At 64.5% G+C, this 26,108-nt stretch carries 26 protein-coding genes and 1 tRNA gene; 9 read left to right on the top strand and 18 right to left on the bottom strand.

What is annotated here, in order from left to right; all coding sequences use genetic code 11:
* Positions 1-151: 151 nt before the first annotated feature.
* From AC629_RS25530 to AC629_RS25475, 10 genes are all read right to left on the bottom strand, one after another.
* Complete coding sequence (locus AC629_RS25530) at positions 152-1,717, bottom strand: porin (RefSeq protein ID WP_084807684.1); 1,566 nt, start codon at positions 1,715-1,717, stop codon at positions 152-154.
* A gap of 573 nt (positions 1,718-2,290) precedes the next feature.
* A tRNA-Ser gene (locus tag AC629_RS25525) sits at positions 2,291-2,384 on the bottom strand.
* A 488-nt stretch (positions 2,385-2,872) separates the two neighbouring features.
* The gene (locus AC629_RS25515; RefSeq protein WP_084807682.1) at positions 2,873-3,139 is read right to left on the bottom strand and encodes a hypothetical protein; all 267 of its coding nucleotides are present in this window, start codon (positions 3,137-3,139) and stop codon (positions 2,873-2,875) included.
* Between the two features lie 1,621 nt (positions 3,140-4,760).
* Positions 4,761-6,239 (bottom strand): Asp-tRNA(Asn)/Glu-tRNA(Gln) amidotransferase subunit GatB, encoded by a 1,479-nt coding sequence (gatB, locus tag AC629_RS25505; RefSeq protein WP_084807680.1) that lies wholly within the window; start codon positions 6,237-6,239, stop codon positions 4,761-4,763.
* Positions 6,236-6,538, bottom strand: a complete 303-nt coding sequence (locus AC629_RS25500; RefSeq protein WP_143199431.1) for a hypothetical protein — start codon at positions 6,536-6,538, stop codon at positions 6,236-6,238. The genes gatB and AC629_RS25500 overlap by 4 nt, the downstream gene beginning before the upstream one ends.
* Positions 6,529-8,004 (bottom strand): Asp-tRNA(Asn)/Glu-tRNA(Gln) amidotransferase subunit GatA, encoded by a 1,476-nt coding sequence (gatA, locus tag AC629_RS25495; protein WP_084807679.1) that lies wholly within the window; start codon positions 8,002-8,004, stop codon positions 6,529-6,531. Before gatA ends, AC629_RS25500 begins: the two co-directional genes overlap by 10 nt.
* On the bottom strand, positions 8,001-8,213 hold the full coding sequence (locus AC629_RS25490) for a hypothetical protein (RefSeq protein WP_008548392.1): 213 nt from the start codon (positions 8,211-8,213) through the stop codon (positions 8,001-8,003). Before AC629_RS25490 ends, gatA begins: the two co-directional genes overlap by 4 nt.
* 18 nt (positions 8,214-8,231) lie before the next feature.
* Positions 8,232-8,519 (bottom strand): Asp-tRNA(Asn)/Glu-tRNA(Gln) amidotransferase subunit GatC, encoded by a 288-nt coding sequence (gene gatC, locus AC629_RS25485; RefSeq protein WP_084807678.1) that lies wholly within the window; start codon positions 8,517-8,519, stop codon positions 8,232-8,234.
* Between the two features lie 78 nt (positions 8,520-8,597).
* Entirely contained in the window at positions 8,598-9,674 is a 1,077-nt protein-coding gene (locus AC629_RS25480) for an NAD(P)H-dependent flavin oxidoreductase (RefSeq protein WP_084807677.1), read from the bottom strand.
* A gap of 13 nt (positions 9,675-9,687) precedes the next feature.
* The gene (locus AC629_RS25475) at positions 9,688-10,707 is read right to left on the bottom strand and encodes an NAD(P)H-dependent flavin oxidoreductase (RefSeq protein WP_084807676.1); all 1,020 of its coding nucleotides are present in this window, start codon (positions 10,705-10,707) and stop codon (positions 9,688-9,690) included.
* 99 nt (positions 10,708-10,806) lie between these two features.
* Between AC629_RS25475 and AC629_RS25470 the strand changes: the two genes are divergently transcribed.
* The gene (locus AC629_RS25470; protein WP_084807675.1) at positions 10,807-11,697 is read left to right on the top strand and encodes a LysR family transcriptional regulator; all 891 of its coding nucleotides are present in this window, start codon (positions 10,807-10,809) and stop codon (positions 11,695-11,697) included.
* 195 nt (positions 11,698-11,892) lie between these two features.
* Positions 11,893-12,828: a cyclase family protein gene (locus AC629_RS25465; protein WP_084807690.1), complete on the top strand. Its 936-nt coding sequence runs from the start codon at positions 11,893-11,895 to the stop codon at positions 12,826-12,828.
* 60 nt (positions 12,829-12,888) lie between these two features.
* Here the strand turns inward: AC629_RS25465 and AC629_RS25460 are convergent, their stop codons facing one another.
* Positions 12,889-13,104, bottom strand: coding sequence for a hypothetical protein (locus AC629_RS25460; protein ID WP_074119608.1), 216 nt, complete (start codon positions 13,102-13,104; stop codon positions 12,889-12,891).
* A gap of 47 nt (positions 13,105-13,151) precedes the next feature.
* Here AC629_RS25460 and ruvX point away from each other — a divergent pair, with 47 nt between their 5' ends.
* Positions 13,152-13,637 carry a Holliday junction resolvase RuvX gene (ruvX, locus tag AC629_RS25455; RefSeq protein ID WP_084807674.1) on the top strand — a complete coding sequence of 162 codons (486 nt, stop codon included), beginning with the start codon at positions 13,152-13,154 and terminating at the stop codon, positions 13,635-13,637.
* 3 nt (positions 13,638-13,640) lie between these two features.
* On the top strand, positions 13,641-14,564 hold the full coding sequence (locus AC629_RS25450) for an AEC family transporter (protein ID WP_084807673.1): 924 nt from the start codon (positions 13,641-13,643) through the stop codon (positions 14,562-14,564).
* 3 nt (positions 14,565-14,567) lie between these two features.
* Here the strand turns inward: AC629_RS25450 and AC629_RS50705 are convergent, their stop codons facing one another.
* From AC629_RS50705 to AC629_RS25425, 5 genes are all read right to left on the bottom strand, one after another.
* Positions 14,568-14,864 (bottom strand): CPBP family intramembrane glutamic endopeptidase, encoded by a 297-nt coding sequence (locus AC629_RS50705; protein ID WP_502693056.1) that lies wholly within the window; start codon positions 14,862-14,864, stop codon positions 14,568-14,570.
* A 43-nt stretch (positions 14,865-14,907) separates the two neighbouring features.
* Positions 14,908-15,324, bottom strand: a complete 417-nt coding sequence (locus tag AC629_RS25440; protein ID WP_084807671.1) for a hypothetical protein — start codon at positions 15,322-15,324, stop codon at positions 14,908-14,910.
* Positions 15,325-15,474: 150 nt separating this feature from the next.
* On the bottom strand, positions 15,475-16,245 hold the full coding sequence (locus AC629_RS25435) for a CPBP family intramembrane glutamic endopeptidase (RefSeq protein ID WP_084807689.1): 771 nt from the start codon (positions 16,243-16,245) through the stop codon (positions 15,475-15,477).
* A gap of 23 nt (positions 16,246-16,268) precedes the next feature.
* Positions 16,269-17,912 carry an acyl-CoA dehydrogenase family protein gene (locus AC629_RS25430; protein ID WP_084807670.1) on the bottom strand — a complete coding sequence of 548 codons (1,644 nt, stop codon included), beginning with the start codon at positions 17,910-17,912 and terminating at the stop codon, positions 16,269-16,271.
* A gap of 20 nt (positions 17,913-17,932) precedes the next feature.
* A complete protein-coding gene (locus tag AC629_RS25425; RefSeq protein WP_084807669.1) occupies positions 17,933-18,682 on the bottom strand; it encodes a M15 family metallopeptidase in 750 nt (249 codons plus the stop codon).
* Between the two features lie 189 nt (positions 18,683-18,871).
* Here AC629_RS25425 and AC629_RS25420 point away from each other — a divergent pair, with 189 nt between their 5' ends.
* The 4 genes from AC629_RS25420 (at position 18,872) to AC629_RS25405 (ending at position 23,148) form a co-directional block, all read left to right on the top strand.
* Positions 18,872-19,819 carry an aspartate carbamoyltransferase catalytic subunit gene (locus AC629_RS25420; protein WP_084807668.1) on the top strand — a complete coding sequence of 316 codons (948 nt, stop codon included), beginning with the start codon at positions 18,872-18,874 and terminating at the stop codon, positions 19,817-19,819.
* Entirely contained in the window at positions 19,819-21,126 is a 1,308-nt protein-coding gene (locus AC629_RS25415; protein WP_143199429.1) for a dihydroorotase, read from the top strand. Before AC629_RS25420 ends, AC629_RS25415 begins: the two co-directional genes overlap by 1 nt.
* Before the next feature lie 62 nt (positions 21,127-21,188).
* Entirely contained in the window at positions 21,189-21,785 is a 597-nt protein-coding gene (gene plsY, locus AC629_RS25410) for a glycerol-3-phosphate 1-O-acyltransferase PlsY (RefSeq protein WP_084807667.1), read from the top strand.
* A gap of 148 nt (positions 21,786-21,933) precedes the next feature.
* Entirely contained in the window at positions 21,934-23,148 is a 1,215-nt protein-coding gene (locus tag AC629_RS25405; RefSeq protein ID WP_084807666.1) for a patatin-like phospholipase family protein, read from the top strand.
* On the opposite strand, the gene AC629_RS25400 is transcribed toward AC629_RS25405, so the two are convergent.
* Positions 23,140-24,384 (bottom strand): amidase, encoded by a 1,245-nt coding sequence (locus AC629_RS25400; RefSeq protein ID WP_084807665.1) that lies wholly within the window; start codon positions 24,382-24,384, stop codon positions 23,140-23,142. The two genes, AC629_RS25405 and AC629_RS25400, sit on opposite strands and share 9 nt — an antisense overlap.
* 91 nt (positions 24,385-24,475) lie before the next feature.
* Between AC629_RS25400 and dprA the strand changes: the two genes are divergently transcribed.
* Positions 24,476-25,618 carry a DNA-processing protein DprA gene (gene dprA / locus AC629_RS25395; RefSeq protein WP_084807664.1) on the top strand — a complete coding sequence of 381 codons (1,143 nt, stop codon included), beginning with the start codon at positions 24,476-24,478 and terminating at the stop codon, positions 25,616-25,618.
* Here dprA and AC629_RS25390 read toward each other — a convergent pair.
* Entirely contained in the window at positions 25,615-26,025 is a 411-nt protein-coding gene (locus AC629_RS25390) for a winged helix-turn-helix transcriptional regulator (protein ID WP_084807663.1), read from the bottom strand. The genes dprA and AC629_RS25390 overlap by 4 nt on opposite strands.
* Positions 26,026-26,108: the final 83 nt, after the last annotated feature.

Below are 26,108 nucleotides of genomic sequence, written 5' to 3'. Positions count from 1 at the left end.
TCGCGATGACGCCCTTGCGCTTCGCTAATCCTTCACCGCCATCAGGCTGGATAGAGGACTTCCACCTCCAAGCTGTCGCTCATACTCGGCACACAACAAAAAGCCCCGGCGGTTTCCCGCCGGGGCTCCCTGTCAGGTCGTTAGACCGAACTTACCAGTTGCGCTGAGCGCGGAGCAGCAAGCTGACCGTGTTCTGATCCTTCAACTCGTACGTGGCGGCCGGCTTTGCCACGAGCGGCGCAATGACGTTCGTCGTAAAGGTGCCAGCGTACTTCTGGTCGAGCATAGTGTAAGCCACGTCCGCCGAGAAGGTCAGGTTCTTCACCGGCGTCCAGCGGGTGATCAAACCGATCGTGCCGATGTTGAAGTCCGGGTTGCAAGAGGTGATACCCGCGGTGGCTGCACCCAAGCTGGCGATAGCACCGCAAATGAGAGCCGCACCGCCGTTGCCGTACTTCAGCTGAGCGTACGAACCGTAGATTGCGGTGTTCCAGTACGGATCCCAGTTGTGGGTGTAGGCGCCGCGCATACCCCAGCTCGTAACCGTGGAGAGGCCGGTTCCGTTGGCGTACACGGCGTCAGCCGCACCAGCAAGGCCAATGCTCTGATAGGCACCCGCCAAGCCGGTACCGCCGAACATGGCATAGTTCTGCGCAGCCAAGCTCTGGAAGTTGTAGCGGGTTGCGCCGTCGGTGTAGACCGCCTGCACGTTGATCACGTCACCCGCACCAGTCGGGATGTTCTTGATCGACAGTGCCGCCCCAACAGCCCAGCCCCACTTGTCGCCAGGATGGCCAGCCACTTCCGTTCCGGTGTTAATTCCCGTCCCCGAGAAGTACGCGACGTGGTTGTTATGCGCCGCCGCCGAGAACTGGAACAAGCCCCAGGCCTGGTCGATACGGACCATACCCTGGATGTCAGGCGCGCGCGTGCCGCCGAAGGCGTTGGCGCCATAGCCACCCGAGCCAAAAGCCGCGACGTTAAAGCCAACGCTGGTGTTGTACAGGTTGCTCTGATAGTAGGCGGTCGGGTCAACGGCCGAAATCGCGGCAGTGATGCCTTGACCGAAGTCAGCGGTGTAGGTGAACTGGTTGACACCAGTGACCGTGCCGCCGCCACCAGTCAGACCGTCGAAGTTGTTGCCGGGATAGTTCTGCCAGGGCGCGTCGAACTGGGCAACAGCCTTACCCATCGTGAAGCCGGCGAACTGGATGAAGGCGTAGTACACGCCGAGCGTACCGCCAGCGATTGCGCCTGCGTTGGCATTGTTCGGAGCGCTAACGCCCGTACCGCCGAGCTGCGAGTAGATCGTGGAGCCGTTGCCGGCACCGTTGCCCGTGTAGTTATCCGTTGTCCACGAGAACACCAGATCGGCGAAGGTACGAACCACGCCGTACTCGGTCGCGGTGCGCGTGTCGATGTTGAGGTCTTCACGGGCACGAGTGACGTAGTAGTTTGTCAGGCGGTTCGCAGAGCCGTTAACACTGCTGAAGTTACCGTTGAAATCGGTAGCGTTGACCGCGATTTCAGCGCGCAGATAACCACCCAGCTTGATGCAGGTGTCCGTGCCGGGGATGTAGTAGAAACCCGCACCGTACAGCGAGCAGATCCTCACGTATTCGACCGCTTTGGCCTTTACGGGAAGGTCAGCCGCTTGTGCTCCGCCAACGGCCAGCAGAGCTGCCGCAGAACCGAGCAAAAGGCCCTTGAACTTCATGTTAAACCTCCAAGTTGTAGCCCCGTACAATTCATCGTACAAAGCCGTTTGAACTACCCGCGAAAAAGGCGTTGGAAATCAACGCATCCTCGTAGCGAAGGTGGACTTAAGCGAACCACCTAAAACGGGACGACCTCGGGATGCCCCCCTCCGTCGCTCAGTCACAATTACCGAACGTCCTTGCACACACAACAACAGAACGCTGCGAAACGGGCCCACGAAGCGTGTTTTCCGGCGGGTGTTGCACAAATAACACGCAGATGTGATCAAAGCCACCCTGCAACATATTGTTTTTACTTAAGTTTTTGAAACGTTTCCATTTGCCGTCAAAATTCCTCATTTGGGGCACTGCGCGTGGAGCACGCTGATGTTGCCGCTCTGACGCGCTCGAATCGTAGAATCGGACGAGACTCGAGTGGTCGTGCAAAGGCCGCTCTCCCACCGGTTATGAGAGGGCGAGACAGCAGCGCCTGCCGGACCCGCGATAGGCGAGGCCAGGATTCGCCACGGCTTTATAAGAATGGCGGCTTTACAAGAATGGCGCGGGATATGGGAGATCAGGGCCAGCTCGGCTGGCGGAGACGGAGGGATTCGAACCCTCGATAGGCCTTTACAAGCCTATAACGGTTTAGCAAACCGCCGCCTTCAGCCACTCGGCCACGTCTCCAATATGCGGGGTATGCCCGACCCGGCGGCGTGCCGCAAGCGGCAGAATTAAGATCGGCGCGATCTTTCACCTGAAAGCGATCGTCGAACAGCCGAGCAAGCCCGGCGGACGGATCTGCGCCGCACGAGAGGCGCCCGATTTCGCGCGCTCTCTATATATTTGTGTGCTCTTATCTAGCGGCCGGACCGCCAGATCCGCCAATATGAAGGCGAAATCAGCACTGGCTCGCCGGCCCAAACGTTGAACCAGACGCCGGACCTGCGCCGGCAGGGAAAATTCCAGGGGAGGATGCCCGTCTTGTGCGGCCGTCCGAGTTCCAGGTCGCAATCATCGGGTGCGATCTGAATCGGCAACCATTGACCCGTTCCCGGGCCATTCTCGTCGGGGTCGCTCATGCCGCGCGAATCTAGGCGGCGGTACGACAACAAGCTTGATTCAGCGCAAACAGGCCCGTCCGTGAAAACACGGGGCCGGGTGCGGTTCTCCGCTCAGTGAGCGGCGACCCACGCCCTCGCCTCGCGCTGTGCAGCCGAGATCTCGATGTCCGACATCTGCCCGGCGACTTCCTGGCGCAGCGCCACGGCGTCCTTGCGGCCCTTCAGCGCGGCGAGATTGAACCATTTGTGCGCAGCGATGAGATCGACGATGCCGGAGCGACCGCTCGCCCAATAGATCCCGCGCTCGAACAGCACGTCCGACAACGCGCTCGCGTCGATCGGCGTTGCCGTCTCCAGATCGAAAGTCCCCTGAAACATAGCGCATCCCCTTTTCTTATGCCGCCTCATTTCCCCGAGCGCGGCTCCCGTCCAACTCTGATTTGCGCGTGATCCTTCCCGGAAAACCGGAAAACCACTTTTCCGGGATCATGCGCTGTTCAACTCATCCCCATGCCGTTTGCCGGCTTGTTGGAGACGATGATGGCGGGCAAATTTGAATGGCAGTTTAAGTATCGCGATGAAGCAGACGTAAACGGAGCCGCGCGCCACGCGTGCGGAAAATTCAAAAAGCCCCCGATTGACGGGCACTTCTGCGATTCGCCAGATTTGGTTTACCGTCGCGATCTTCGGAAAACGATAACCATCGCGCGCGGTGACGGCGTGCGGCGGCGCCCTCCCCGGCGCTCGTCGTCAACCGCGAACCGGGTTCGCCAAGGCTTCGCCACGGAGCCACCAAGGCCTGCGGTCCCGGGATGCCGAAACTCTGGCGAAGGCAGCAAATGGGCGCGCTGCATTTTGGAGACAGCAGTCGTCATCAAGAAGCTGCGGCGTACCGGACCGCCCGGTCGATGCCGGTCGATGACACCGCGAATGGGAAACGCGCGAGGGCGTCGCGCAACGACGACGTCGTCGCCCTCGCCTGCCCCATAAGGCAGCGCGGCCACGTCGCGGTCAGATCAACAATGTCTGGAAAGGAATGCCGGCAATACCCCGGCCTCAGGAGAACGAGGGCGTCGGCGAACACGTCAGGACCAGATTTCACTTTGACCGCGAGGCCACTCGTGAAATTGCAGAACCGGAGAACCGGACCCGCAACGAACGAAGAAATCTCGTTTCTTCTGCCGGACCTGATCTTGGCGAGCGAACCCGCGAAGAGAACGATCCGGCCGTTGACCTGATGTCTCGCCGACACCCTCTATCGTCGACCAGAACCTTTTGAGGGGCGCTGATGACGTGCCGGCTACTTAGGAGCCGGCAACTTCAGAAGCGAAGTTACTTCTTCTTCTTCGCGACCTTGCGGGTCTTCTTCGCAGTCTTCTTCACTGCGCTCTTCGCCTTCTTCGCCTTCGCCTTCTTCGCTTTCTTGGCCATGTTGCCCTCCGATGTGTGAGATGGCTTTAATCGCTGCGTGCACTCGGGGATCGAATGCACTTCATCCCGAATACACCAACACGACGAAAAAAAACAGCGTCTCGCTTAAAGAAGTGTTGACGCAGCGACGCGCGTGCGCTTGGCGAGCGCGACGCAAGCGCGCTTCGTGGCGTGTGCCTGCGATCGCAGAGAGCGCCCGCATCGTCGATGCTTGCAACAGATGCGGTTGCAGGAAAACGCTATGCAGCAAGTATTTTCCTGCACTCATGCATTACGCGCGATCGATGCGATGATGCGCGTCGGCGATCACGCAATCACCTCGCGAAGGCGTTTCGCGGACTCTGAGTCGCAGATTTTGGCAACGAAAATATTTTCATGCTTAACGGCGCGGGCGCTCGTCGGAGCGTGCGCAAGCCGCCGTTTTGCGCGAATCGCGAGACGGCGATTCGGTCGCCGCATCGCACTCGATCGGGATGAAGTTTGCCGCCGATGGTGCGCGTGAGCGTCGCATCGCGAACCGAAAACGAGGTGACGGAGTGTGTCCGTCACCTCGTTCGAACGGGTGATGTCAGATGCCGAGCTTGGACTTGAGCAGGTCGTTGACGCTCTGCGGGTTTGCCTTGCCGCCGGATGCCTTCATGACCTGGCCGACGAACCAGCCGAGCGACTGCGGCTTGTCCTTGACCTGTGCGGCCTTGTCGGGATTGGCCGCGATGATGTCGTCTACGACCTTTTCGATCGCCGAGAGGTCGGTGACCTGCTTCATGCCACGGCTTTCGACCAGCGCGCGGGGATCGCCGCCCTCCTGCCAGACGATCTCGAACAGATCCTTGGCGATCTTGCCGCTGATGGTGCCCTCGCCGATCAGGTCGATGATCGCCGCAAGTTGCTCGGCGTTGACCGGAGAGCCCGTGATATCCCGGCCTTCCTTGTTGAGACGACCGAACAGCTCGTTGATCACCCAGTTCGCCGCCACCTTGCCATCGCGGGCGCGGCTGGCGAGCTTGTCCAGAACCGTCTCGTAGAACACCGCGCTCTCGCGCTCGGCGACCAGCACGCTCGCATCATAGGCCGACAGGCCGAAGTCGGCAACGAAGCGCGTCTTCTTCTGATCCGGCAACTCGGGCAGCTTCGCCTTCAGCTCGTCGACGAACTGTTGCGAGAATTCGAGCGGCAGCAGGTCGGGATCGGGGAAGTAGCGATAGTCGTGCGCCTCTTCCTTCGACCGCATCGAGCGCGTCTCGCCCTTGTTGGGGTCGTAGAGGCGGGTCTCCTGGTCGATCTCGCCGCCATCCTCGAGGATCTCGATCTGGCGCCGCGCCTCGTACTCGATCGCCTGACCGATGAAGTTGATCGAGTTCATGTTCTTGATCTCACAGCGGGTGCCAAGCGGCCCGTCCGGCTTGCGCACGGAGACGTTGACGTCGGCACGCAAGCTTCCCTTCTCCATGTCGCCGTCGCAGGTGCCGAGGTAGCGCAGGATCGAGCGCAGCTTGGTCACATAGGCCTTGGCCTGCTCGGCGTCGCGGATGTCAGGCTTGGAGACGATCTCCATCAGCGCGACGCCGCAGCGGTTGAGGTCGACAAACGACAGCGACGATGACTGATCGTGCAGCAACTTGCCCGCGTCCTGCTCCAGATGCAGCCGCTCGATGCCGACGGTGACGCTGCGGCCGCCGTCGAGCTCGACCAGCACCTCACCCTCACCGACGACCGGCGACTTGTACTGGCTGATCTGGTAGCCCTGCGGCGAGTCCGGATAGAAATAGTTCTTGCGGTCGAACACCGAACGCAGATTGATTTTTGCGTTGAGGCCGAGCCCGGTCCGGACAGCCTGCCTGACGCATTCCTCGTTGATGACGGGCAGCATGCCCGGCATCGCGGCATCGACGAGCGACACGTGGCTGTTCGGCTCGCCGCCAAACGTGGTGGACGCGCCCGAGAACAGCTTTGAGTTCGAGGTCACCTGGGCATGGATCTCCATGCCGATGACCATCTCCCAATCGCCGGTGGCGCCTTTGAGAAGCTTGTGCGTGGCCGTGCTCATGTCTTGCTCCCGAGCAGCGTGGCAGCGATCCGCTCCCACTCCGCCTTCAATGAATCCTTTGCCGTCGGTTGGCCGGCCTGGCGGTACCAATAGCCGGCATTGCCGAGATCGCCTTCGACGCGGTGCAGATAGGCGTGCACCCAGGCAGCCTCACGGCTGTTGTCGTCCTGAACGATCTTGTGTGCCTGGTCCCAGTCGCCCTTGGCTGCCCACCAGAGACCGGCGAGCGGCGCATTCAGCTCCGGCGCGGGCGCCGCGCCGTCGAGGCTTGCGATGAACGCCGCCACATTCACCACCACCTCGCGGGCGTGAAGCGGCCGGCCGCCTGCTCGATCACCTCGCCGAGCGAGAACAGCGTCTCCTCGTCGAAGGGACGGCCGATCAGCTGCAGACCGAGCGGCAGGCCTTGCGCGTCCTTGCCGGCGGGCACGGCGATGCCGGGCAGGCCCGCCATGTTCACGGTAACCGTGAAGATGTCATTGAGATACATCTCGACCGGGTCCGCACCGCCCTTCTCGCCGACGCCGAAGGCAGCCGACGGCGTCGCCGGCGTGAGGATCGCGCTGACACCCTTGGCGAAGCAATCCTCGAAGTCCTTCTTGATCAGCGTGCGCACCTTCTGGGCGCGCAGGTAATAGGCGTCGTAATAGCCGGCCGAGAGCACATAGGTGCCGATCATGACGCGGCGGCGCACCTCTGCGCCAAAACCTTCAGCGCGGGTGTTCTCGTACAGCTCGATGACGTTCTTGCCCTGCTCGCGCAGGCCGTAGCGCACGCCGTCATAGCGCGCGAGGTTGGAGGACGCCTCCGCTGGCGCCACGATGTAATAGGCCGGCAGCGCATATTTCGTGTGCGGCAGCGACACCTCGACGAGCTCGGCGCCGGCCGCCTTCAGCCACGCCGCGCCCTCGCTCCAGAGCTTCTCGATCTCGGCCGGCATGCCGTCGAGACGATACTCCTTGGGAATGCCGATCTTCATGCCCTTCACGGACTTGCCGATCGCGGCCTCGTAATCCGGCACGGGAATGTCGACCGACGTCGTGTCCTTCGGGTCGTGGCCGGCCATCGAACGCAGCAGCATCGCGGAGTCGCGCACGCTGCGCGCGATGGGACCAGCCTGGTCGAGCGAGGAGGCAAAGGCGACGACGCCCCAGCGCGAGCAGCGGCCATAGGTCGGCTTGATGCCGACAGTCGCGGTGAACGCCGCCGGCTGGCGGATCGAGCCGCCGGTGTCGGTCGCGGTCGCACCCATGCAGAGCAGCGCCGCCACGGCCGAGGCCGAGCCGCCGGACGAGCCACCCGGCACCAGCGTGGTGTTGGAGCCGTCTCGGCGCCAGGGATTGGCGACGGGCCCGAAGCACGAGGTCTCGTTCGACGAGCCCATCGCAAACTCGTCATTATTGAGTTTGCCGAGCATCACCGCGCCGTCTCGCCAGAGCTGCGAGGTGACGGTGGACTCATACGTCGGCACGAAATTGCCGAGGATTTTTGAGCACGCCGTGGTGCGAACACCCTTGGTGGCAAAGAGATCCTTGATGCCGAGCGGGATGCCGGCGAGCGGGCCAGCGTCGCCCTTCCCGATCTTGACATCCGCCTCGCGCGCCATCGCGCGCGCCTGGTCGGGCGTCTCCATCACGAAGGCGTTGAGCACGCGCGCGGCTTCGATCGCGTTTAGATGCGCGTCGGTCAGCTCGAGTGACGTGAAAGTCTTGGCCGCGAGACCCTTGCGGGCCTCGGCGAGCGTCAGCGATGTCAAATCGGTCATTTATTGATCGGGCTGCAGAAGAACGGAGACAGGGTCTTGTCGTTGGCCGGGTCGTCTTTTTTGGCGGCCGCATTCGCGGCGGCTTCGAGCTCGTCGAGCACGGCATTGACGGCGACATTGGGATCGGCAGCCTTGCCCTGCCGCTCCATCTTGTCGAGATAGTTCATGTAGGCCTGATAGGCCTTCTCATCGTCGCATAGCAGGCACATCGGACCACGTCCTAAGAATTACTCGACGACCTTGGGCACCAGGAAGAAGTGACCTTCGGTCGCGGGCGCGTTGGCAACGATATCGTCGGCGATCTCGCCGTCATTGACCAAGTCCTGCCGCTTCTTCATCTGCATCGGGGTGACCGAGGTCATCGGCTCCACGCCCTCGACATTGACCTCCGAGAGCTGCTCGACAAAGGCGAGCATGGCGTTGAGCTCGCCCTGCAAGTGCGGAACTTCGTCCTCGGAAACCGCGATGCGCGCCAGATGCGCGATACGGCGGACGGTAGTGGCGTCGACAGACATTATATGGGGCCTCAAACGGCAGAAATCTATCCTGCCGTATAGCAGAGGCCGGTTTTGCGCCGCAACCGGGGCCGGGAACTACCCAGCCATCTGGCGCAGGCGCGCCAGGGCCGATTTCGCCAGATCCCGCGTCAATTCGGCGGCGGGCAGCTCGCGGCCCATGCCGATCGCCTGCCCTGCCCAGAGATTGGTGAAATCGACCTTGCCCTGCTTTTCGGCAGCCGCCCGCAGCGGCGCCAGCGCAGTCGCGGCGTGAGGAAATGGCGGCGCGTCCGGCGAGATCGGGCCGACCTCGCGCATCAGACGGTTCTGTACCCCTCGCGCGGGCCGTCCGGTCATCACATTGGTGATGACAGTGGAATCGTCCCGCGCCTCCGCGAGCGCGGCACGTCCCGCCGCTGTATGCTTGGACTCCGGACAGCGCAGATATGCGCTGCCGATCTGGACGCCGGATGCGCCGAGCACAAACGCCGCCGCGATACCGCGCCCGTCGCCGATGCCGCCGGCCGCGATGACCGGCACTTTCACCGCGTCGACGACCTGCGGGACGAGCGCGAAGGTGCCAGGCTGCTCGTCGATCCTGTCGGTCAGGAACATGCCGCGATGGCCGCCAGCCTCCGCGCCTTGCGCGATCACCGCGTCGACGCCGCGCTGGTCGAGCCAGACGGCCTCCTTCACGGTGGTCGCTGAGGCGATCACGAGACATCTGGCCGCCCTGACGCGGTCGAGCAGTGCCTTCTCCGGCAAGCCGAAATGGAAGCTCACGACTTCCGGCCTCAATTCTTCGACGACCGCGCACATCGCCGCATCGAACGGCGCCCGGTTGGCGGCGTTGACGGGCGCGGCGAGATCGAGGCGATGCTCTCCATAGTAGCCCGCCAGACGCTGCTTCCAGCGCGCTTCGGCCTCGGCCGTAAGCTCAACCGGCGTGTGACAGAAGAAGTTCAGATTGACCGGCGCCTTCACGCGCTGGCGAATGATGGCGACCTGCTCGCGGATCTTCTCCACCGACAGCATCGCGCAGGGCAACGAGCCAAGCGCACCGCCCTGCGCAGCCGCGATGACCAACTCCGCATCCATCACGCCGGCCATCGGCCCCAGCACGATCGGGAATTCAGTCTTGAAGAGATCGATCAGTCGACGGTCAGGCCACATCGGTTTGGTCTCACTAGTTGGCTCGCTGCAAACCCTCTCCCACAACAAGGGGAGAAGGGAAAGAAGGACTGGAGTTGCGCCGGCCGGCAAGAAGCTGCTCGGCTTCAATCGCTATGCGTTCGACAATCTCTGCGGCGGGCGGAATATCTTGGATCAGGCCGACCGCCTCGCCCGCGATCACTGCGGCGACGTCGAAATTGCCGGCCGCCTTCGCCGCAGCATATTCCGCCGCGACCGTGGCCACATTTTGCATCAGCTCGACCTCGCGGCCGATCCAACGCCGGGCGTGGTCGTTGACCAGGCACCTTCCCGTGAACGGCGCCGGCCAGACATTGTTGCGCGAGAGATCGAAGATGATGCCGCGCACGGTCGAGCCGCTGTTCGCCGCGCAGATACGCCGCTTGGCCTCGTCAGCACCATCGGCCTCCTGGCTCGCGTAGAAGCGCGTGCCGAGCAGCACGCCGCTCGCACCGAGCATCATCACGGCGGCGAGCCCGCGCCCGTCTGCGATCCCGCCGGCCGCGACCACCGGCACACGGCCCGCGGCCAGATCGACGATTTCCGGGATGAGATCGACGGTGGTGCGGGAGGCGCCATGACCGCCCGCCTCCGTCCCCTGCGCGATCAGGATGTCGGCGCCGGCGTCGAGCGCCTCCCGCGCCATCATCTCGTCCTGCACCTGGCAGATCAGACGTGCACCGGCGGACCTGATCCTCGGTGCGAACGGCGCGGGATCGCCGAAGGAGAGCATGATCGCGGATGGCCTCGCGGCGAGCGCGAGGTCGAGAAGCTCTGGCCGTTTGGCGAGGCTCCAGGTGATGAAGCCGATGCCGAACGGCTCGCTCAATCCGGCGAGCCCTGCGGTCTCCCGCTCCAGCCATGCGCGCTCTCCGTAACCGCCGCCCAAAATGCCGAAGCCGCCGGCACGGCTCACGGCGGCCACGAGCCGGCTGCCCGCGACGACGTCCATCGGCGCCAGCAGGACGGGATGCCTGATCTCCAGCAGCGTGGTCAGCGACGTCGCTATCGGCATGACTCCTCCCTCCGGTCTCGACAGCGAGACTAAGTCTGACTAGCATTCTCGAAAAATGAATTCCTTCGAACGCTACCATCTCCAAAGCGAAACGATGCCATGGAACTGAGCGATCTCCAAACTTTTGTGGCCGTGGCGCGCACCGGCGGCATCACCCGGGCGGCCGAGGAACTCAACACGGTGCAATCCAACGTGACCCAGCGTGTGAAAGCGTTGGAGGCCGAGATCGGCATCCCATTGTTCGAGCGTCACAGCCGCGGCATGACGCTGACGAGTGCGGGCAAGCGCCTCCTGCCCTACGCGCAGCGGATGGCGGCACTCTCGCGCGAAGCCGTGCTCGCCGCCCGCGACGATGGCGAGCCCAAGGGTCCGCTTGCGATCGGTTCGATGGAAACCACGGCTGCCGTGCGGCTGCCGCCGCTGCTTGCCGATTTCCACCGCCGGTTTCCCGCCGTGCGCCTTTCCTTGCGCACCGCGCCGACCGCCGATCTCGTCGTCGCCGTGCTCGACGGCACGCTCGATGGCGCCTTCGTCGCAGGGCCGATCGAGCACGCCGACCTTACAGCCACAGGCGCGTTCCGTGAGGAGCTCGTGCTTGTCAGCGCGCGGCGCTGGAGCTCCCTTGCTGAGCTGCGCGCCGGCACGCCGACATCGGGCCCGACCGCGCTGGTATTCCGCGCCGGCTGCACCTACCGCCAACGGCTTGAACAGGTTTTTGTGGAGTACGGCTGGCCGTCAGCCGCACGCTTCGAGCTCGGTACGCTCGATGGCATGATCGGCTGCGTCGCCGCCGATATGGGCGTGACGCTGCTGCCCCGTACTGTCGTCGAACGCAGTGCGATGATCGGCAGCGTCTCGATGCACACGCTGAGCCCGTCGCACGCGCGTGTCGAGACGCTCTTCATCCAGCGCCGCGCCGGACATCAATACAGCGCGCTCAGCGGTTTCGCCGCCTGCCTGAAGAAGGACGACGACGTCATTGCGGCCTGAACGTTCCACGTCACGAAATTCCGCGACACAAATCTGTCGCCTTTGAACCAATCGACGCTGCGCACATTCGATGCCACGTTCAGCTGTCGCAGCGCCGCACGTCGAAAAGCTTTGAAGCCCGAGACTATTCTACGTTAGGATGTGTCGCTGGCCAGCGCAAAACCATAACGAAGCCAAAACATCGGGAGGACTATGATGCGCAATACGCTCGTGTTGTGCTGCGTCGCCGCGTTGTCGGCGATATCAGGAACTGCAAGCGCCCAGGACTGGACCAAATCGAAATGGGGACCGAACGACGAGATCGGTGCTGCCAACTACATGACGCCAGAGCTCGTGCTGAAGGCGGCGTCGCTGGTGAAGACCGGAAAGACCTACGCGCTCGGCATTCCCGTCACGCCCCAGACGCCCGCTTATCCGCCGCGCGCGTTCAAGCTCACCATCGTGCAACCCGGACAGGCCGGCAGCCCGGGTCTCGGACCCAACAAGGCCACTTACAATGACGACATCCTGGATACCTGGGTCGGCATCGGCAGCCAGATCGACGGCCTCGGCCATCTCGGCGTCGAGCATGTCTATTACAACGGCAACAAGCTCGCCGATTTCGCCGACCCCAACGGCCTGAAGAAGCTCGGCATCGAGAAGGTGCCGCCGATCGTCACGCGCGGCGTGCTGCTCGACATGGCCGCCTACTACAACACCGACGTGGTGAAGGAAGGCACTGCCTTCAACGTCAAGGAGATCGAGGAAGTCGCCAAGAAACAGGGCGTCGAGATCCGCCAGGGCGACGTTGTCATCTTCCACACCGGTTGGCTCAGCCTAATCGGCAAGGACGACAAGCGCTACTCGGGCGGCGAGCCCGGTCTTGGCGTCGAAGGCGCGAAGTACCTCACCGGCAAGGGCGTCGTCGCGATCGGCGCCGATACCTGGGCGCTCGAGGTGCTGCCGTTCGAGTCCAAGAACGTCTTCGAGGTGCACCAGATCCTGCTCGCGATGAACGGGACCTACATCCTCGAGAACATGGACACCGCCGCGCTCGCCCGGGACAAGGGCTATGAATTCCTGTTCGTGCTCGGACAGCCGCGCTGGACCGGCGGCGTGCAGGCAATGATCAACCCGATCGCGATCCGCTGATCTGATACCCGGGCGAGGAGCCACCTGCCGCCCGGCAGGCCCCCTCGCCCGATCTCTCCGTCACTGCGGCCTGAGATGCCATCGCCGCAGCGCAACGAAGGCCCAGATGGCCTCGACGAGGCCGAACGGCCAGGCGCCTTGCAGGAAGCCGTAGGCCGAGCCGAGCGCGCAGGACGCCGCGAACAGCAGCACGAACCAGTGGCTGCGATCTTCCAGGGCATAGCAGACCAGCATGGCGGTCACGGCAAACAGGCCGAATAGTGTCAGTGCATCCATTGTCCAGGGTTCACTCCGCAGCGCGACGCGTGATATGCGCTAACGCCATGCCGGCTCCTATCCTACCCCTCGTCGATGTTGCAACCCACTGGCCCGCGCGCGGCGCGCTGGTCGGGCTCGATCTCGGCACCAAGACCATCGGCGTCGCCGTGTCCGATCCGGACCGTCGGCTTGCGACAGGCGTCGAGACGATCCAGCGCAAGGCGTTCAAGCAGGACGCGGCCCGGCTGCTCGCGATCGCAGCCGAGCGCAAGGTGGTCGGCTTCGTGCTCGGCCTTCCCATCAACATGGACGGCAGCGAGGGGCCGCGCGCGCAATCCACCCGCGCCTTCGCCCGCAATCTTGCCGGCCTCACCGGGCTCCCCATCGGCCTGTGGGACGAACGCCTCTCGACCGCAGCGGTCGAGCGCGAGCTGATCGGCATGGACGTCAGCCGCGCCAAGCGCGCCGAGGTCATCGACGAGCATGCCGCGATCTTCATCCTGCAAGGCGCGCTCGACCGCCTCGCCAATTTGCGCACCGGGACCGACTGATCCATGACCGTCGTGATCGCGGCGCTGCTGCCGGTCTTCATCCTCATCGTGCTCGGAGTCGTGCTCAGGCGCAGCCTGATGCGGCTCGACACGCAATGGCACGGGCTGGAGCGGCTGACCTATTTCGTGCTGTTTCCGATGCTGCTGATCCAGACGCTGGTGAAGGCGGACCTGTCCAAGGTACCGGTCGCCGGCGTCGGCGGCGCGCTGCTGCTGTCCGCGCTCGCCATGTCGGTCCTGTGCCTCGCGCTCCGCCCGGCCCTGTCGCGGCTCAACATCGACGGCCCCGCCTTCACCTCGATCTTCCAGGGTGCGACGCGCTGGCAGACCTATGTCGCGCTCTCCGTCTCCGCCAACATGTTCGGCGACGTCGGGCTGGCGCTGGCGTCCGTGGCGATGGTCGCGATCATTCCGCTGGTCAATGTGTTCAGCGTCACCGTGCTCGCCCACTACGCCGCGCCGGAAAAGCAATCCGTCCGCGCCGTCGTCATGACCGTGATCCGCAACCCCCTGATCTGGGCCTGCGCGATCGGCCTCTTCATCAACGTCATCCATCTGCCGCTGCCAAGAATCTGGCACGAGGTTGCCGATGCGCTCGGCCGCTCCTCGCTAGCCATCGGCCTGCTCGTCACCGGCGCCGGCCTGCAGCTCAAGGGACTGCTCCGCCCGAGCGTGAGCGCGACCATCGGCGTCGCGTTCAAGCTGGTGCTGATGCCCGTGCTCGCGCTGGTGCTCGCCGTCTGGTTTGGCCTCTCAGGCGAGAGCCTTGCGATCGTTGCGATCTGCGCGGCGGTGCCGACCTCGCCCAGCGCCTATGTGCTCGCCCGCCAGATGGGCGGCGATGCGCCGCTCTTGGCGCAGATCATCACGCTGCAGACGATCCTGGCGGCGATCACGATGCCGATCACGATTGCGCTGGTGGCCTGAGCGCTAGACGTAGCGCCCCAACGTAAAGAAGATAACGGCATTGCATGCCGAATGAGCCACCACCGGGGTCCATGTGGAATTGCTGGTCCATCGAAGGTGCCCAAGAACAAGTCCAAAGGCAAAGATAATTGCGCGTCCAAACCAATCGTATTGAGTATGATTTAGAGCCCATACAGCCGACGTAAGGACGATGGCGCCGACCGGCCCGAGAAAAGATTCCGACCAACCGCGAAATAGGAAGCCGCGAACCACAAACTCTTCCATGAGAGGTGCGGCGATACAGCCGGCAATGAGCCACACAAGCAATCCGCCGGCACCTCCTACGATAAGCGCGGAGTCGGATTCATCTCCCCCCCGTGCTCATCTTCGACAGCACAACCCCCTCAATCGACATAAAGATCGTCGTGATGGCGAGAGCCCGGACGATTTCGCCCCCGGTTGGCCAACTCAGAGCGAGGTATTCGCCGAACTCTCTGCCGGCCATCCGGATCGCAACCCAAAGCACTGCGATGGCCGGCGGCGCTCCCGAAATTAGGAAAACTCCATACCAGCGTCCCTGTGACGCCAACGTCTGGAATTCTCCTGGAGCGAAAGCCTTCGGTCCGACGCTCGCGGCCAGAATGACGTTCAACACCATCCAGCCCGTCAGAACGAAAGCGCCGTACGCAATCAAGGCAACTAACGTCGTCTCCCAAAAATCCCACGTCCGAGCGGACTGCGAACCGAGGATGGGATCGCCAACGTTTTTGAAATCGGCCATAAAGGATTTTCACAACAACTTTTCAAGGATGAACATAATCTCCTCTACCCAGAGTATCTAGGCGTATCGTCGACCGTCAATATGAAATGGCCCCCCAGCGGCGGCACGCCTACAGGGCCTGCGGAAAGCTCGGAGTGGCAGACGCATCCGCTATGCGCCCAGCCACATCGTCAGGACCACCGCGGTCATGTTGTTCAGCGCGTGGAGCACGATCGTGAGCCAGAGCGAATTGGCGCGATAGCGCATGTAGCCGAACCACAGGCCGATGGTGAAGACCTCGGCGAGGAAGTACATGTCGTACTGCAGATGCACGACCGTCCACACCAGTGACGACAGGATGATCGCGCCGGGCACGCGCAGGAAGCTTGCCGACCAGCCGCGATAGAGGAAGCCGCGCGCCAGGACCTCTTCCGACATCGGCGCTGCCACGCTGAAGGCGACCAGCAGCATGAGTGCCGCACCCTTGTCGCGGCCCGACTTCAACAGATCGGTCATGAAGCCCGGCGTCGCCTCGCGGCCGAGGCCCCGCGACATTGCCTCCCAGGAGACCACGAGCACGATGAGGCCCACCGCGCCGAACAGGAGCTGCTTCCAGGACGGCCAGTGAAGCGCGAGATAGTCGACGAAGGAGGCCCTCTTGATGCGGATGGCAAGCCACACCGCAGCAAGCGTCGCCGGCAGGCCTGTGATCACCGACAGCGCGAGCGCCTGGGGCTCGCGGCCGACGAGCTGGATCGAGGCCATGTCGATCGGGAGCCCACGCAACGCCACCAGCAGCAGGATCGCACCGACCTGGCCGACGAACATCGCGACGAAGATGAAGAGGCCCCACAGCGCCGTGCCCCAGAACTTCCAGATGCGCGGCGCGTGCTCCGCGGGCGTCACGGTGAGAGGTGAGTGGTCGGGATTGAGCGAGTCCATCGACAGGCTTTCGTTGGGGAGGCTCACGGCAGCGTCCGATCCAGCAGCGCGCGCATCTCGCCGCCTTCCAGCTCCACCGCGCCATACATGCTGGCGTGATTGGCAGCGAGCCGCGTGGCGGCGAACAGTTCGGCGTTGCGCGGCGACACGCCGTTGAGCGCGGCAGTGGCCGCAAGAAGTGCAAGCTTCTCGACGGCGAGACGCGCGACACGCTCGCCATCTGCACGGCGGAAGCTCTTGCCGATGGACGCGACGGCCTCGCCCGCCCCTGGCAGCCCCTTGGTCTCGGCCGCAAGCGATTGCAGCACCGCCATCGCCGCCTCCGGCTCGCGCGCGAGCGCCCGCAGCACGTCGAGGCACATGACGTTGCCTGATCCTTCCCAGATCGCGTTGACCGGCGACTCCCGGTAGTGGCGCGCCAGGATTCCGTCCTCGACATAGCCATTGCCGCCGAGGCATTCCATCGCCTCGTAGAGAAAGCTAGGGGCACTCTTGCAGGTCCAGTATTTGATCGCGGGCGTGAGCAGCCGCATATAGGCGGCCTCCGCCGCATCGTGCGGCGTGCGATCGAAGGCGCGGCAGAGCCGCATCACCAGGGCTGTGCTCGCCTCGACATGCAGCGCCATGTCCGAGAGCACGGCCTGCATCAAGGGCTGATCGGCGAGATGCTTCTGGAACACGCTGCGGTGACGCGCATGATGCAGCGCGTGTGCGAGCCCCGAGCGCATCAGGCCGACGGAGGCGATCGCGCAATCCTGCCGCGTGAGCTGCACCATCTGGATGATGGTGCGGATGCCCTTGCCCTCCTCGCCCACCCGTTCTGCGTAGGCGCCGACGAACTCGACTTCCGAGGACGCGTTTGAACGGTTGCCAAGCTTGTCCTTCAAGCGCTGGAACTGGACGGCGTTGACCGATCCATCTGGTGCAAAGCGCGGCATGAAGAAACAGGTCAGCCCCGCGTCGGCCTGCGCCAATACGAGGAACGCGTCGCACATCGGTGCCGACATGAACCATTTATGGCCGGTGATGCGATAGGCATCCCCGTCCCGCGCCGCGCGCGTCATGTTGGCGCGAACGTCAGTCCCGCCCTGCTTCTCGGTCATGCCCATGCCGAGCGTCATGCCGCGCTTCTCCCACCACGGCGCGAAGCTGGGGTCGTAGCTCCTCGTCGACAGCACCGGCATCACTTTGCCGAGCAGATCCGGCTGCATTGCCAGCGCAGCAACGGAAGCGCGCGTCATCGTGATCGGACAGAGATGACCGGTCTCGACTTGCGAGGCGATGTAGAACTTTGCTGCGCGAATGACCTCGGCGGCATCGCCCGCAGGCTTTCCATCTGCCGTCCACGTCGAATTGTGCACGCCGGCATGCGCGCTGTGCGCCATCAGCTCGTGATAGGCCGGATGAAACTCGACCTGGTCGCGGCGATTTCCCTTTGCATCGAAGGTGCGGAGCTTCGGCGTGTTCTCGTTCGCCACGCGCCCGCGATCGGCCATTGCGGCCGAGCCCCAATGCTTGCCGAACTCCGACAGCTCCCGTTCCGCCGCCGCGCCGCCATTGGCCTTCACTGCGTCGACCAGCGGCCGATCCACGGCAAAGAGATCGACGTCCTCGAACGGCGGCGACTGGTTGAAGACCTCGTGGGTCGCGAAGCTGGGCTGGGTCATTTTGTTTCCTCGGCGCGGAATCAGTTCCGCCGCGGCTGGATCGGGAAATCATAGGCCGCCCCGCCCGCCCCAGGCAGCGAAAAATGCCACCACTCCTTCGAATAGTTCACAAAGCCTTGCCGGGCCATCGCAGCGACAAGCCGCTTGCGCCAGGTACGCTGGTCCGGCGTGATCGACGGTGCTGCGGTATGCCCCTTCGCGTCGGTACAATCATATCCGGTACCCATGTCGACGCTGCCTTCAGGCGGCCGCGCCTCGACCGGCGCCGTGCAGTCGGCATAGGGCCTTGATGGGTCATATTTGGCGGAGTTGTCGGCTTTCAGATCGACCAGTGTGAGGTCGAGCGCGGCACCAGTCGAATGCTGCGAACGGCTCGCGATGTAGCCGAGGCGGAACAGCTCCGTCTTGGGAATCCTCGGATTGTAGCGCCGCTCGGCGGCCGTCTCGTGGCCGTTCTGCGACCACTTCACCATGTCGAGCGAGGCCCGCGCCGGCCGGTAGCAGTCGAACATCTTCAGCGACAGATTTTGCGCGGCCAGCTCCTGCTGAACCGCCTTCAGACGCAGCCCCACCTCCCGCTTCACCACACATTCGCCGGCGCCGTAGCCGGCGAGCGGACGGCCGACGAAATTGTTCGATGTGAAGTAGCGGATGTCCTGCACGATGGTCGGATCGATGTCACGCAGATAGACGAAGCCGCCTGGGAGCGATTGGGCTTGGATGGATGAGATAGAGACGATTGATACAAATGCAGTAAGAACTGTTTTCACGATGCCTCCACATCCCTCGGCGTCATTCCGGGGCGATGCGAAGCACCGAACCCGGAATCTCGAGATTCCGGGTCTGGCGCTTGCGCGCCATCCCGGAATGACTGAGTGGGAGACAGATCAGGGGATAACTCACTTCCTCACCTTTGGCCCTTGCCCACCCCGCGATCCACGCCTATAGCTCTGCTTTTAATGACATCGAAATCGACCTTTGTCCTCGGCCACCGGCATTTGCTGGGCATCGAGGGCCTTTCCGCGGCCGACATCACCGGCCTCCTCGACCTGTCCGAAGAATATGTCGAGCTCAACCGCCAGGTTGACAAGAAGCGCACCGTCCTGCGTGGACGGACGCAAGTAAACCTCTTCTTCGAGGCCTCCACCCGGACCCAGTCCTCGTTCGAGCTCGCCGGCAAACGGCTGGGCGCCGACGTCATGAACATGTCCGTGTCCTCGTCGTCGATCCGCAAGGGTGAAACCCTGATCGACACCGCGATGACGCTGAACGCGATGCATCCGGACATCATGGTGGTGCGCCATCACGCCTCCGGCGCGGTGGAACTGCTGGCCCGCAAGGTTGACGGTTCCGTGATCAATGCCGGCGACGGCGCACATGAGCATCCGACGCAGGCCCTGCTCGACGCGCTGACCATCCGCCGCAACAAGGGCCGCATCGAGGGGCTCGTGGTCGCGATCTGCGGCGACGTGCTGCATTCGCGCGTTGCCCGCTCCAACATCATCCTGCTCAACACGATGGGTGCCCGCGTCCGCGTCGTTGGTCCCTCCACGCTGCTGCCGCCCGGCATCGAACGGATGGGCGTCGAGGTCGCACGCGACATGCGCGAGGGCCTCGAAGGCGCCGATATCGTGATGATGCTGCGGCTCCAGCGCGAGCGCATGAACGGCTCGTTCGTGCCCTCGTCCTCGGAGTATTTCAATTATTTCGGGCTCGACCAGAAGAAGCTCGGTTACGCCAAGCCGGATGCGCTCGTGATGCATCCCGGCCCCATGAACCGCGGCGTGGAGATCGACTCGGCCGTGGCTGACGGTGCGCAGTCCCTGATCCGCGAACAGGTGGAGATGGGTGTCGCCGTGCGCATGGCCGTACTGGAAGCGCTCGCCCGCAACTTGCCGAACGCGTGATGCCGATGTTGACCGACCGCCGACCGATCCTGCTCGCCAATGCCCGCGTCGTCGATCCTTCGCGGGATTTCGACGGCGTCGGTGACGTCCTGATCGCCGATGGCACCATCCGCGAGACCCGCCGCGGCATTGGCGCTGCCGGCGTCCCCGAGGGTACCGACATCGTCAACTGCTCCGGCAAGATCGTGGCGCCCGGCCTGATCGACATGCGCGCCTTTGTCGGGGAGCCCGGCTTCAGCCATCGCGAGACCTTTGCGTCCGCGAGCCAGGCGGCCGCGACCGGTGGCATCACCACCATCATCTGCCAGCCCGACACTTCGCCCGTCATCGACAATTCGGCGACCGTCGACTTCGTGATGCGGCGTGCCCGCGACACCGCGATCGTGAACATCCAGCCGATGGCAGCCCTTACCAAGGGCATGCGCGGCGAGGAGATGACCGAGTTCGGTCTCCTGAAGGCCGCCGGTGCGGTCGCCTTCAGCGACGGCGATCGAAGCGTAACCGATGCGCAGGTGATGCGCCGCGCGCTGACCTACGCCCGCGATTTCGACGCGCTGATCGTGCACCACACCGAGGACCCTGATCTCGTCGGCGAAGGCGTGATGAACGAAGGCGAGTTCGCGACCCGGCTCGGCCTGATGGGCATTCCGAACGCCGCCGAAGCGGTGATCCTCGAGCGCGACATGCGCCTCGTCGCACTGACCGGCGGCCGCTACCACGCGGCCTCGCTGACCTGCATCGATTCGCTAGACATCCTCAAGCGCGCCCGCGATGCCGGGCTCGCCGTCAGCGCCTCGGTCTCGATCAACCATCTCGCGCTGAACGAGAACGACATTGGTCCCTATCGTTCGTTCCTGAAGCTGTCGCCGCCGCTGCGGACCGAGGACGACCGCCGCGCGCTGGTCGCCGCCGTGGCCTCGGGCCTCGTCGACGTCATCATGTCCGACCACAATCCGCAGGACGTCGAGGTCAAGCGCCTGCCGTTCGCGGAAGCCGCTCCCGGCGCCGTGGGGCTTGAGACCATGCTGCCCGCGGGCCTGCGCCTCGTGCATAATGGCGAGATGGAACTGAAGACGCTGATCAGGGCGATGTCGACGCGGCCGGCCGAGTTGCTCGGCCTGCCCGGCGGAACCCTGCGCACCGGCAGCCCGGCCGACGTGATCGTGATCGACCCCGATACGCCCTGGGTGGTCGATCCCGCCGACCTCAAATCGCCCTGCAAGAACACCCCGTTCGACGAGGCCCGCTTTACAGGCCGCGTGGTGCGCACCATTGTCAGCGGACGGACGGTCTACGAGCATGTCTGACGTGCGGGATCATTCGGGGCGTCTCGGGTCGACGTGGAGATGCAGCCATTGGAGATGCGGCCATGGGGCTTGAAGCATTCCTGCCGGTGGCACTCGTCATCGGCTACCTCCTCGGCTCGATTCCGTTCGGGCTGGTTCTCACCAAGCTCGCCGGCACGCAGGATCTGCGCTCGATCGGCTCCGGCAATATCGGCGCCACCAACGTGCTGCGCACGGGACGCAAGGGCCTTGCCGCGGCCACCCTGCTGCTCGACGCGCTCAAGGGCACGGCGGCGGTGGTGATCGCCGGCTACATCGCAGGGCCCAATGCCGCGATGGTGGCCGGGCTCGGCGCCTTCCTCGGCCATCTCTTCCCTGTCTGGCTGAAGTTCAAAGGCGGCAAGGGCGTCGCCGTCTATATCGGCATCCTGCTCGGACTGTTCTGGCCGGGCGCGGTGGTGTTCTGCCTGCTCTGGTTAGCTACCGCCTTCACCACCCGCTACTCCTCGCTCTCGGCGCTGGTGGCAGCTTTCGTCACGCCGCTGTTCCTGTGGTGGTTCGGCCACCCCGCACTCGCCTCGCTGTTCGCGGTGCTGACGCTGCTGCTGTTCTACATGCATCGCGAGAACATCAAGCGGTTGCAATCGGGCAAGGAAGGCCGGATCGGCGAGAAGGCCTGAGCCGGAAAAAGTACGGATACCGCCGCACCCCCTCCGCATATGTGCCAAATTCTGTTCGCAACTCACGGCCGACCCGCGGCCGGAGTGGCGAACGGGTTCTATGGCTGTCATCCTGACAGCGGAAAATGGCGTTACGCGGTTGCTCAGAATGAGCGAGAAGATTGTCGGCGCGAATAACGAGGTTGGCTCGCAGGGTGCTGCCCGCAGCGCGGCAAGCCGGTTGCTCTCGATGACCAGTATCTGGTCCGATGCGCCCTCGCCGTCTCCTGCGCCAGAGCCTGCCCGCGTTTTGCTGCCCGCGCCGCAGCCTGATCCCGTCGCGCAACCTCCGGTGCCTGCCGCGGTCGTAACCACGGCCGCGCCCGTTGCGCCCGCTCACGCGACCTCAAAGCAATGGCCGCCGCAAAAACTGTCGCTGGCGCTTCAGGGCGGCGGCACCTTCGCCGCCTTCACCTGGGGCGTGCTGGAGCGGCTGCTCGAAGAGCCATCCATCGCATTCGACACCATCAGTGGCGCGAGCGCCGGCGCGATCAATGCGCTGCTGCTGGCTTGCGGCCTTGCCGAGGGCGGCCGCGAAGCTGCCCGCGCCAGGCTGAACCGGTTCTGGGTCCGGCTGATGCACGAGGCCTCGTTCCGCTCGCTGATGCTGGTCGGCGGATTTTCGCCGGCGGGAAGCTCGGTCGCGTTCGGTCCGACGCTGCGCTCCGGCCAGTTCGATCCGTTCGATCTCGATCCGCTGCGGCAGGCGCTGTCGCGCGACATCAATTTTGCCGCCTTGCGCGACGCGGCCTGCCCGAGGCTTCTGATCGCGGCGACGCGGATCCGCGACGGCCAGCAGCAGATCTTCCGCAACGACGCTGTCACTGCGGATGTCGCGCTGGCCTCGACCTGTCCGCCTCTGCTTCATTGCGCCGTCGAGATCGACGGCGAGGCCTATTGGGACGGCGGCTTTGGCGGCAATCCGCCGCTGCTGAAGCTGGCGCAGGAGACGACGACCTCCGACGTCCTGCTCGTCCAGGTCACGCCGGCGCGCGACACCTACGTACCGATCACACTCGCCGCGATCGACCGCAGGCTCGACCAGATCGCGGCCAACGCCGTCCTCAAGGCTGAGATTGCGGCCATCGAATGGGCTCAGTCCCACGCGGCGCCTTCGCTGCGGCTCTTCAAGGTCGCAGCAGAGGACTTCGTCGACGGCCTGGCGCAGCGCTCATCGACCGATCCCGGCCGCGGCTTCATCCGGCTGCTGCATCGGAGCGGCCGCGAGGCCGCCGAGCACTGGCTTGGGCAAGGCGCGACTGCGGGTGCAGCATCGCCCGCATCCGATCTGCGCGCTGTTTCCGCCGAACCGGCGCTAGCCTGATTTCGCCAGCGCGTCCTCCAGGAACCACGCAGCCGAAAGCGCGCCGGGATCATTGCCGAAGCGCGCGATCACCTGCACGCCGATCGGCAAGCCGCCGACCTTCAGCACCGGCACGTTGACGCAAGGATTGCCCATCAGCGTCCAGAGCCGGTTGTAGCGGGGGGAGCCGGTCGAGGCGAGCTCCTTGGCCGGCGCGGTGCCAGGCGCCGAATAGGTAAGCAGCACATCGACGCCCTCGAAGACTTCACCGAGCTCGCGGCGGCCGCGGCGGCTGATCCGCCGCGCCTCGTCATATTCCTTCGGCGTCAGCCCGACCGTCGCATCGAGGCTGGCGCGCAGCATCGGCGCGATCTCGTCGTGATGCTCCGAAAACTCCCAGGCGAGCGCGCGATGCGCCTCGAAATCCTGGATGATCGGGTGGATGCGCCAGGCCTCCCGCACCGCCTCGGGCAGATCGATGGTCTGCACGCTGGCGCCGGCACGCTCAGCCGCCTTGATCGCAGCCTGCAAGCCCTCCTCGGCCGCCGGCTCTACGGCATCAGCGAATTCCTGCCTGACCACACCGATGCGCGGAGATTTGGCCGCAACGATGCCGGAGAACTCGGTCCGGCCGGTCATCGCCAGCAGTCCGCGCGCGAGATCTTCCGCACGCGATCCGAACAGGCCGACCGTATCAAGCGCCCACGAATAGCACTTCACGCCGACCGTCGGCAGCATCCGGAACGACGGCTTGATCGCGGCAGCTCCGCAATAGGCCGCAGGCCGGATCACCGAGCCGCCGGTCTGGGTGCCCAGCGCCAGCGGGATCATGCCGGCGCCGACGGCCGCCGCCGAGCCCGAGGACGAGCCGCCCGGCGAATGGCCCGCATTGTGCGGATTGAGCGTCGGGGTTGGATCGCGCGAGGCGAACGCCGTCGTCGTGGTCTTGCCTATGATGGTGGCCCCTGCCCGCTTCAGCATCATCACGACCGGCGCATCGCTGCGCGGCTGCCAGCCGCGATAGATCTCCGAGCCCATCTCGGTCGGGAAATCGGCGGTGTCGATGATATCCTTGATGCCGACCGCGATGCCACGCAGCGGGCCAGAGGCCTGCGCTTTCGCGGACTTGTCATGGCGGACGAAGGCGCGGACGTCCTTCTCCCTGGCCTCGATCGCCGCATGCGATTGAGCGATGGCGGCATCGGGCGAAAGCTCGCCCGCTTCGATGCGGCGCTGGAGGTCGGCGAGTGAGATCATTGGCAAAACCCTTCTTATTGGCATCGCTTTTAGCATCGCGACGAGGTCGTGCAAGCACACGGAGCTGTTGCCCACGCCCTCAGGTTGTTCCATGCTGTCCCTGCAAGGAGACCCCGTGGACGCCATCAATTCAAGCGTGGAGCTGACAGAGGCTGAGCGGATCGACCGCCTGCGGCTGATCCGGTCCGACAATGTCGGGCCGCGCACTTTCCGCTCGCTGGTCGATCATTTCGGCACCGCACGCGCCGCGCTGGAGCGCCTGCCCGATCTGGCGCGCCGCGGCGGCGCGGCTCGGTCGGGGCGCATCTGCAGCGCGGATGAGGCGAGGGCCGAACTCGCCGCGAGCCGCAAATTCGGCATCGCCTGGATCGCGCCCGGAGAGGATGGCTATCCGGCGCGGCTTGCGACGCTCGACGATGCGCCGCCGCTGCTCGCGATACGCGGAGACAACGCGACCTTGATGCGGCCCATGATCGCGATCGTCGGCTCGCGCAATGCCTCCGGCGCCGGGCTGAAATTCGCCGGACAGCTCGCGCGCGAACTGGGCGAAGCCGGCTTCATCGTCATCTCGGGGCTGGCGCGCGGCGTCGACCAGGCCGCGCACCGCGCGAGCGTTGAAGGCGGCACGATCGCCGTGCTCGCCGGCGGCCATGATTGCATCTATCCGCCCGAGCATGGTGATCTGCTGGCATCGATCCTCGATCACGAGGGTGCTGCGATCTCCGAGATGCCGCTCGGCCACGAGCCGCGCGCTCGCGACTTCCCCCGCCGCAACCGGCTGATCTCGGGCGCCGCACTCGGCGTGGTCGTGGTGGAGGCGGCGCACCGCTCGGGCTCGCTGATCACCGCGCGCATGGCGGCCGAACAGGGCCGCGAGGTGTTCGCGGTCCCCGGCTCGCCGCTCGATCCGCGCGCCGCCGGCACCAACGATCTGATCAAGCAGGGCGCAACGCTCGTCACCGAAGCCGCCGACATCATCAACGCGGTCCAGCCGATCATGGAGCGGCCGCTGATGCATCCGGCGAGCGAGCCGGACAGTGAACCGTTCGAGAGCGATCCGCAAACGCACGATCGCGACCAGATCAGCGGCCTGCTCGGCCCCGCGCCAATCTCGATCGACGATCTTGTGCGGATGTCCGGCGCCTCGCCCGCGATCGTGCGTACTGTGCTGCTGGAGCTCGAGCTCGCCGGCCGGCTCGAACGCCACGGCGGCGGATTGGTGTCGCTGCTCTAGCTATCGTTGCGCTCGTCGAAGCGGATACGTGCCGATGCAATCTGCTCGAGGTGTTCGATCGCCCACTCTCCGAGCGCCTTCACCGGCTCCTGCAGTCCGCGGCCGAGATCGGTCAGCTCGTAATCCACGCGCGGCGGAATGGTCGGGAAGATCGTGCGCGTGACGAGGCCGTCGCGCTCCAGCCCGCGCAGCGTCAGCGTCAGCATCCGCTGCGAGATGCCGTTGATCATGCGCTTCAGCTCGTTGAAGCGCTTGGGGCCGTCGCTCAGCATCATGATGACGAACACGCTCCATTTGTCGCCGACGCGGGACAGCACGGAGGCCACGCCGCGGCAGTCGGCATGATCAGGGTCAGGCATTCGCGGTGCAGGCAAATCGGTGTGTTTCGGTTTCAATAATGTGCCCATGGCTCAAAAAAGTGCGTTCTTGCGGGGAATTTGGCAGTCACTCATGTAGTGCGGATTACAAATCTATACCATGGGTGACCCCA

Source organism: Bradyrhizobium sp. NAS80.1, from assembly GCF_001908205.1.
Classification (GTDB): domain Bacteria; phylum Pseudomonadota; class Alphaproteobacteria; order Rhizobiales; family Xanthobacteraceae; genus Bradyrhizobium.
This window is presented reverse-complemented; position numbering and strand designations above follow the sequence as displayed.

Excerpts from the sequence above, each read along its gene's own strand:
- AC629_RS25530 (WP_084807684.1), bottom strand. The coding sequence starts at position 1,717 with ATGAAGTTCAAGGGCCTTTTGCTCGGTTCTGCGGCAGCTCTGCTGGCC.
- AC629_RS25515 (WP_084807682.1), bottom strand. The coding sequence starts at position 3,139 with ATGTTTCAGGGGACTTTCGATCTGGAGACGGCAACGCCGATCGACGCG.
- gatB (WP_084807680.1), bottom strand. The coding sequence starts at position 6,239 with ATGAGCACGGCCACGCACAAGCTTCTCAAAGGCGCCACCGGCGATTGG.
- gatA (WP_084807679.1), bottom strand. The coding sequence starts at position 8,004 with ATGACCGATTTGACATCGCTGACGCTCGCCGAGGCCCGCAAGGGTCTC.
- AC629_RS25490 (WP_008548392.1), bottom strand. The coding sequence starts at position 8,213 with ATGTGCCTGCTATGCGACGATGAGAAGGCCTATCAGGCCTACATGAAC.
- gatC (WP_084807678.1), bottom strand. The coding sequence starts at position 8,519 with ATGTCTGTCGACGCCACTACCGTCCGCCGTATCGCGCATCTGGCGCGC.
- AC629_RS25480 (WP_084807677.1), bottom strand. The coding sequence starts at position 9,674 with ATGTGGCCTGACCGTCGACTGATCGATCTCTTCAAGACTGAATTCCCG.
- AC629_RS25475 (WP_084807676.1), bottom strand. The coding sequence starts at position 10,707 with ATGCCGATAGCGACGTCGCTGACCACGCTGCTGGAGATCAGGCATCCC.
- AC629_RS25470 (WP_084807675.1), top strand. The coding sequence starts at position 10,807 with ATGGAACTGAGCGATCTCCAAACTTTTGTGGCCGTGGCGCGCACCGGC.
- AC629_RS25465 (WP_084807690.1), top strand. The coding sequence starts at position 11,893 with ATGCGCAATACGCTCGTGTTGTGCTGCGTCGCCGCGTTGTCGGCGATA.
- AC629_RS25460 (WP_074119608.1), bottom strand. The coding sequence starts at position 13,104 with ATGGATGCACTGACACTATTCGGCCTGTTTGCCGTGACCGCCATGCTG.
- ruvX (WP_084807674.1), top strand. The coding sequence starts at position 13,152 with ATGCCGGCTCCTATCCTACCCCTCGTCGATGTTGCAACCCACTGGCCC.
- AC629_RS25450 (WP_084807673.1), top strand. The coding sequence starts at position 13,641 with ATGACCGTCGTGATCGCGGCGCTGCTGCCGGTCTTCATCCTCATCGTG.
- AC629_RS25440 (WP_084807671.1), bottom strand. The coding sequence starts at position 15,324 with ATGGCCGATTTCAAAAACGTTGGCGATCCCATCCTCGGTTCGCAGTCC.
- AC629_RS25435 (WP_084807689.1), bottom strand. The coding sequence starts at position 16,245 with ATGGACTCGCTCAATCCCGACCACTCACCTCTCACCGTGACGCCCGCG.
- AC629_RS25430 (WP_084807670.1), bottom strand. The coding sequence starts at position 17,912 with ATGACCCAGCCCAGCTTCGCGACCCACGAGGTCTTCAACCAGTCGCCG.
- AC629_RS25420 (WP_084807668.1), top strand. The coding sequence starts at position 18,872 with ATGACATCGAAATCGACCTTTGTCCTCGGCCACCGGCATTTGCTGGGC.
- AC629_RS25415 (WP_143199429.1), top strand. The coding sequence starts at position 19,819 with ATGCCGATGTTGACCGACCGCCGACCGATCCTGCTCGCCAATGCCCGC.
- plsY (WP_084807667.1), top strand. The coding sequence starts at position 21,189 with ATGGGGCTTGAAGCATTCCTGCCGGTGGCACTCGTCATCGGCTACCTC.
- AC629_RS25405 (WP_084807666.1), top strand. The coding sequence starts at position 21,934 with ATGAGCGAGAAGATTGTCGGCGCGAATAACGAGGTTGGCTCGCAGGGT.
- AC629_RS25400 (WP_084807665.1), bottom strand. The coding sequence starts at position 24,384 with ATGATCTCACTCGCCGACCTCCAGCGCCGCATCGAAGCGGGCGAGCTT.
- dprA (WP_084807664.1), top strand. The coding sequence starts at position 24,476 with ATGCTGTCCCTGCAAGGAGACCCCGTGGACGCCATCAATTCAAGCGTG.
- AC629_RS25390 (WP_084807663.1), bottom strand. The coding sequence starts at position 26,025 with ATGGGCACATTATTGAAACCGAAACACACCGATTTGCCTGCACCGCGA.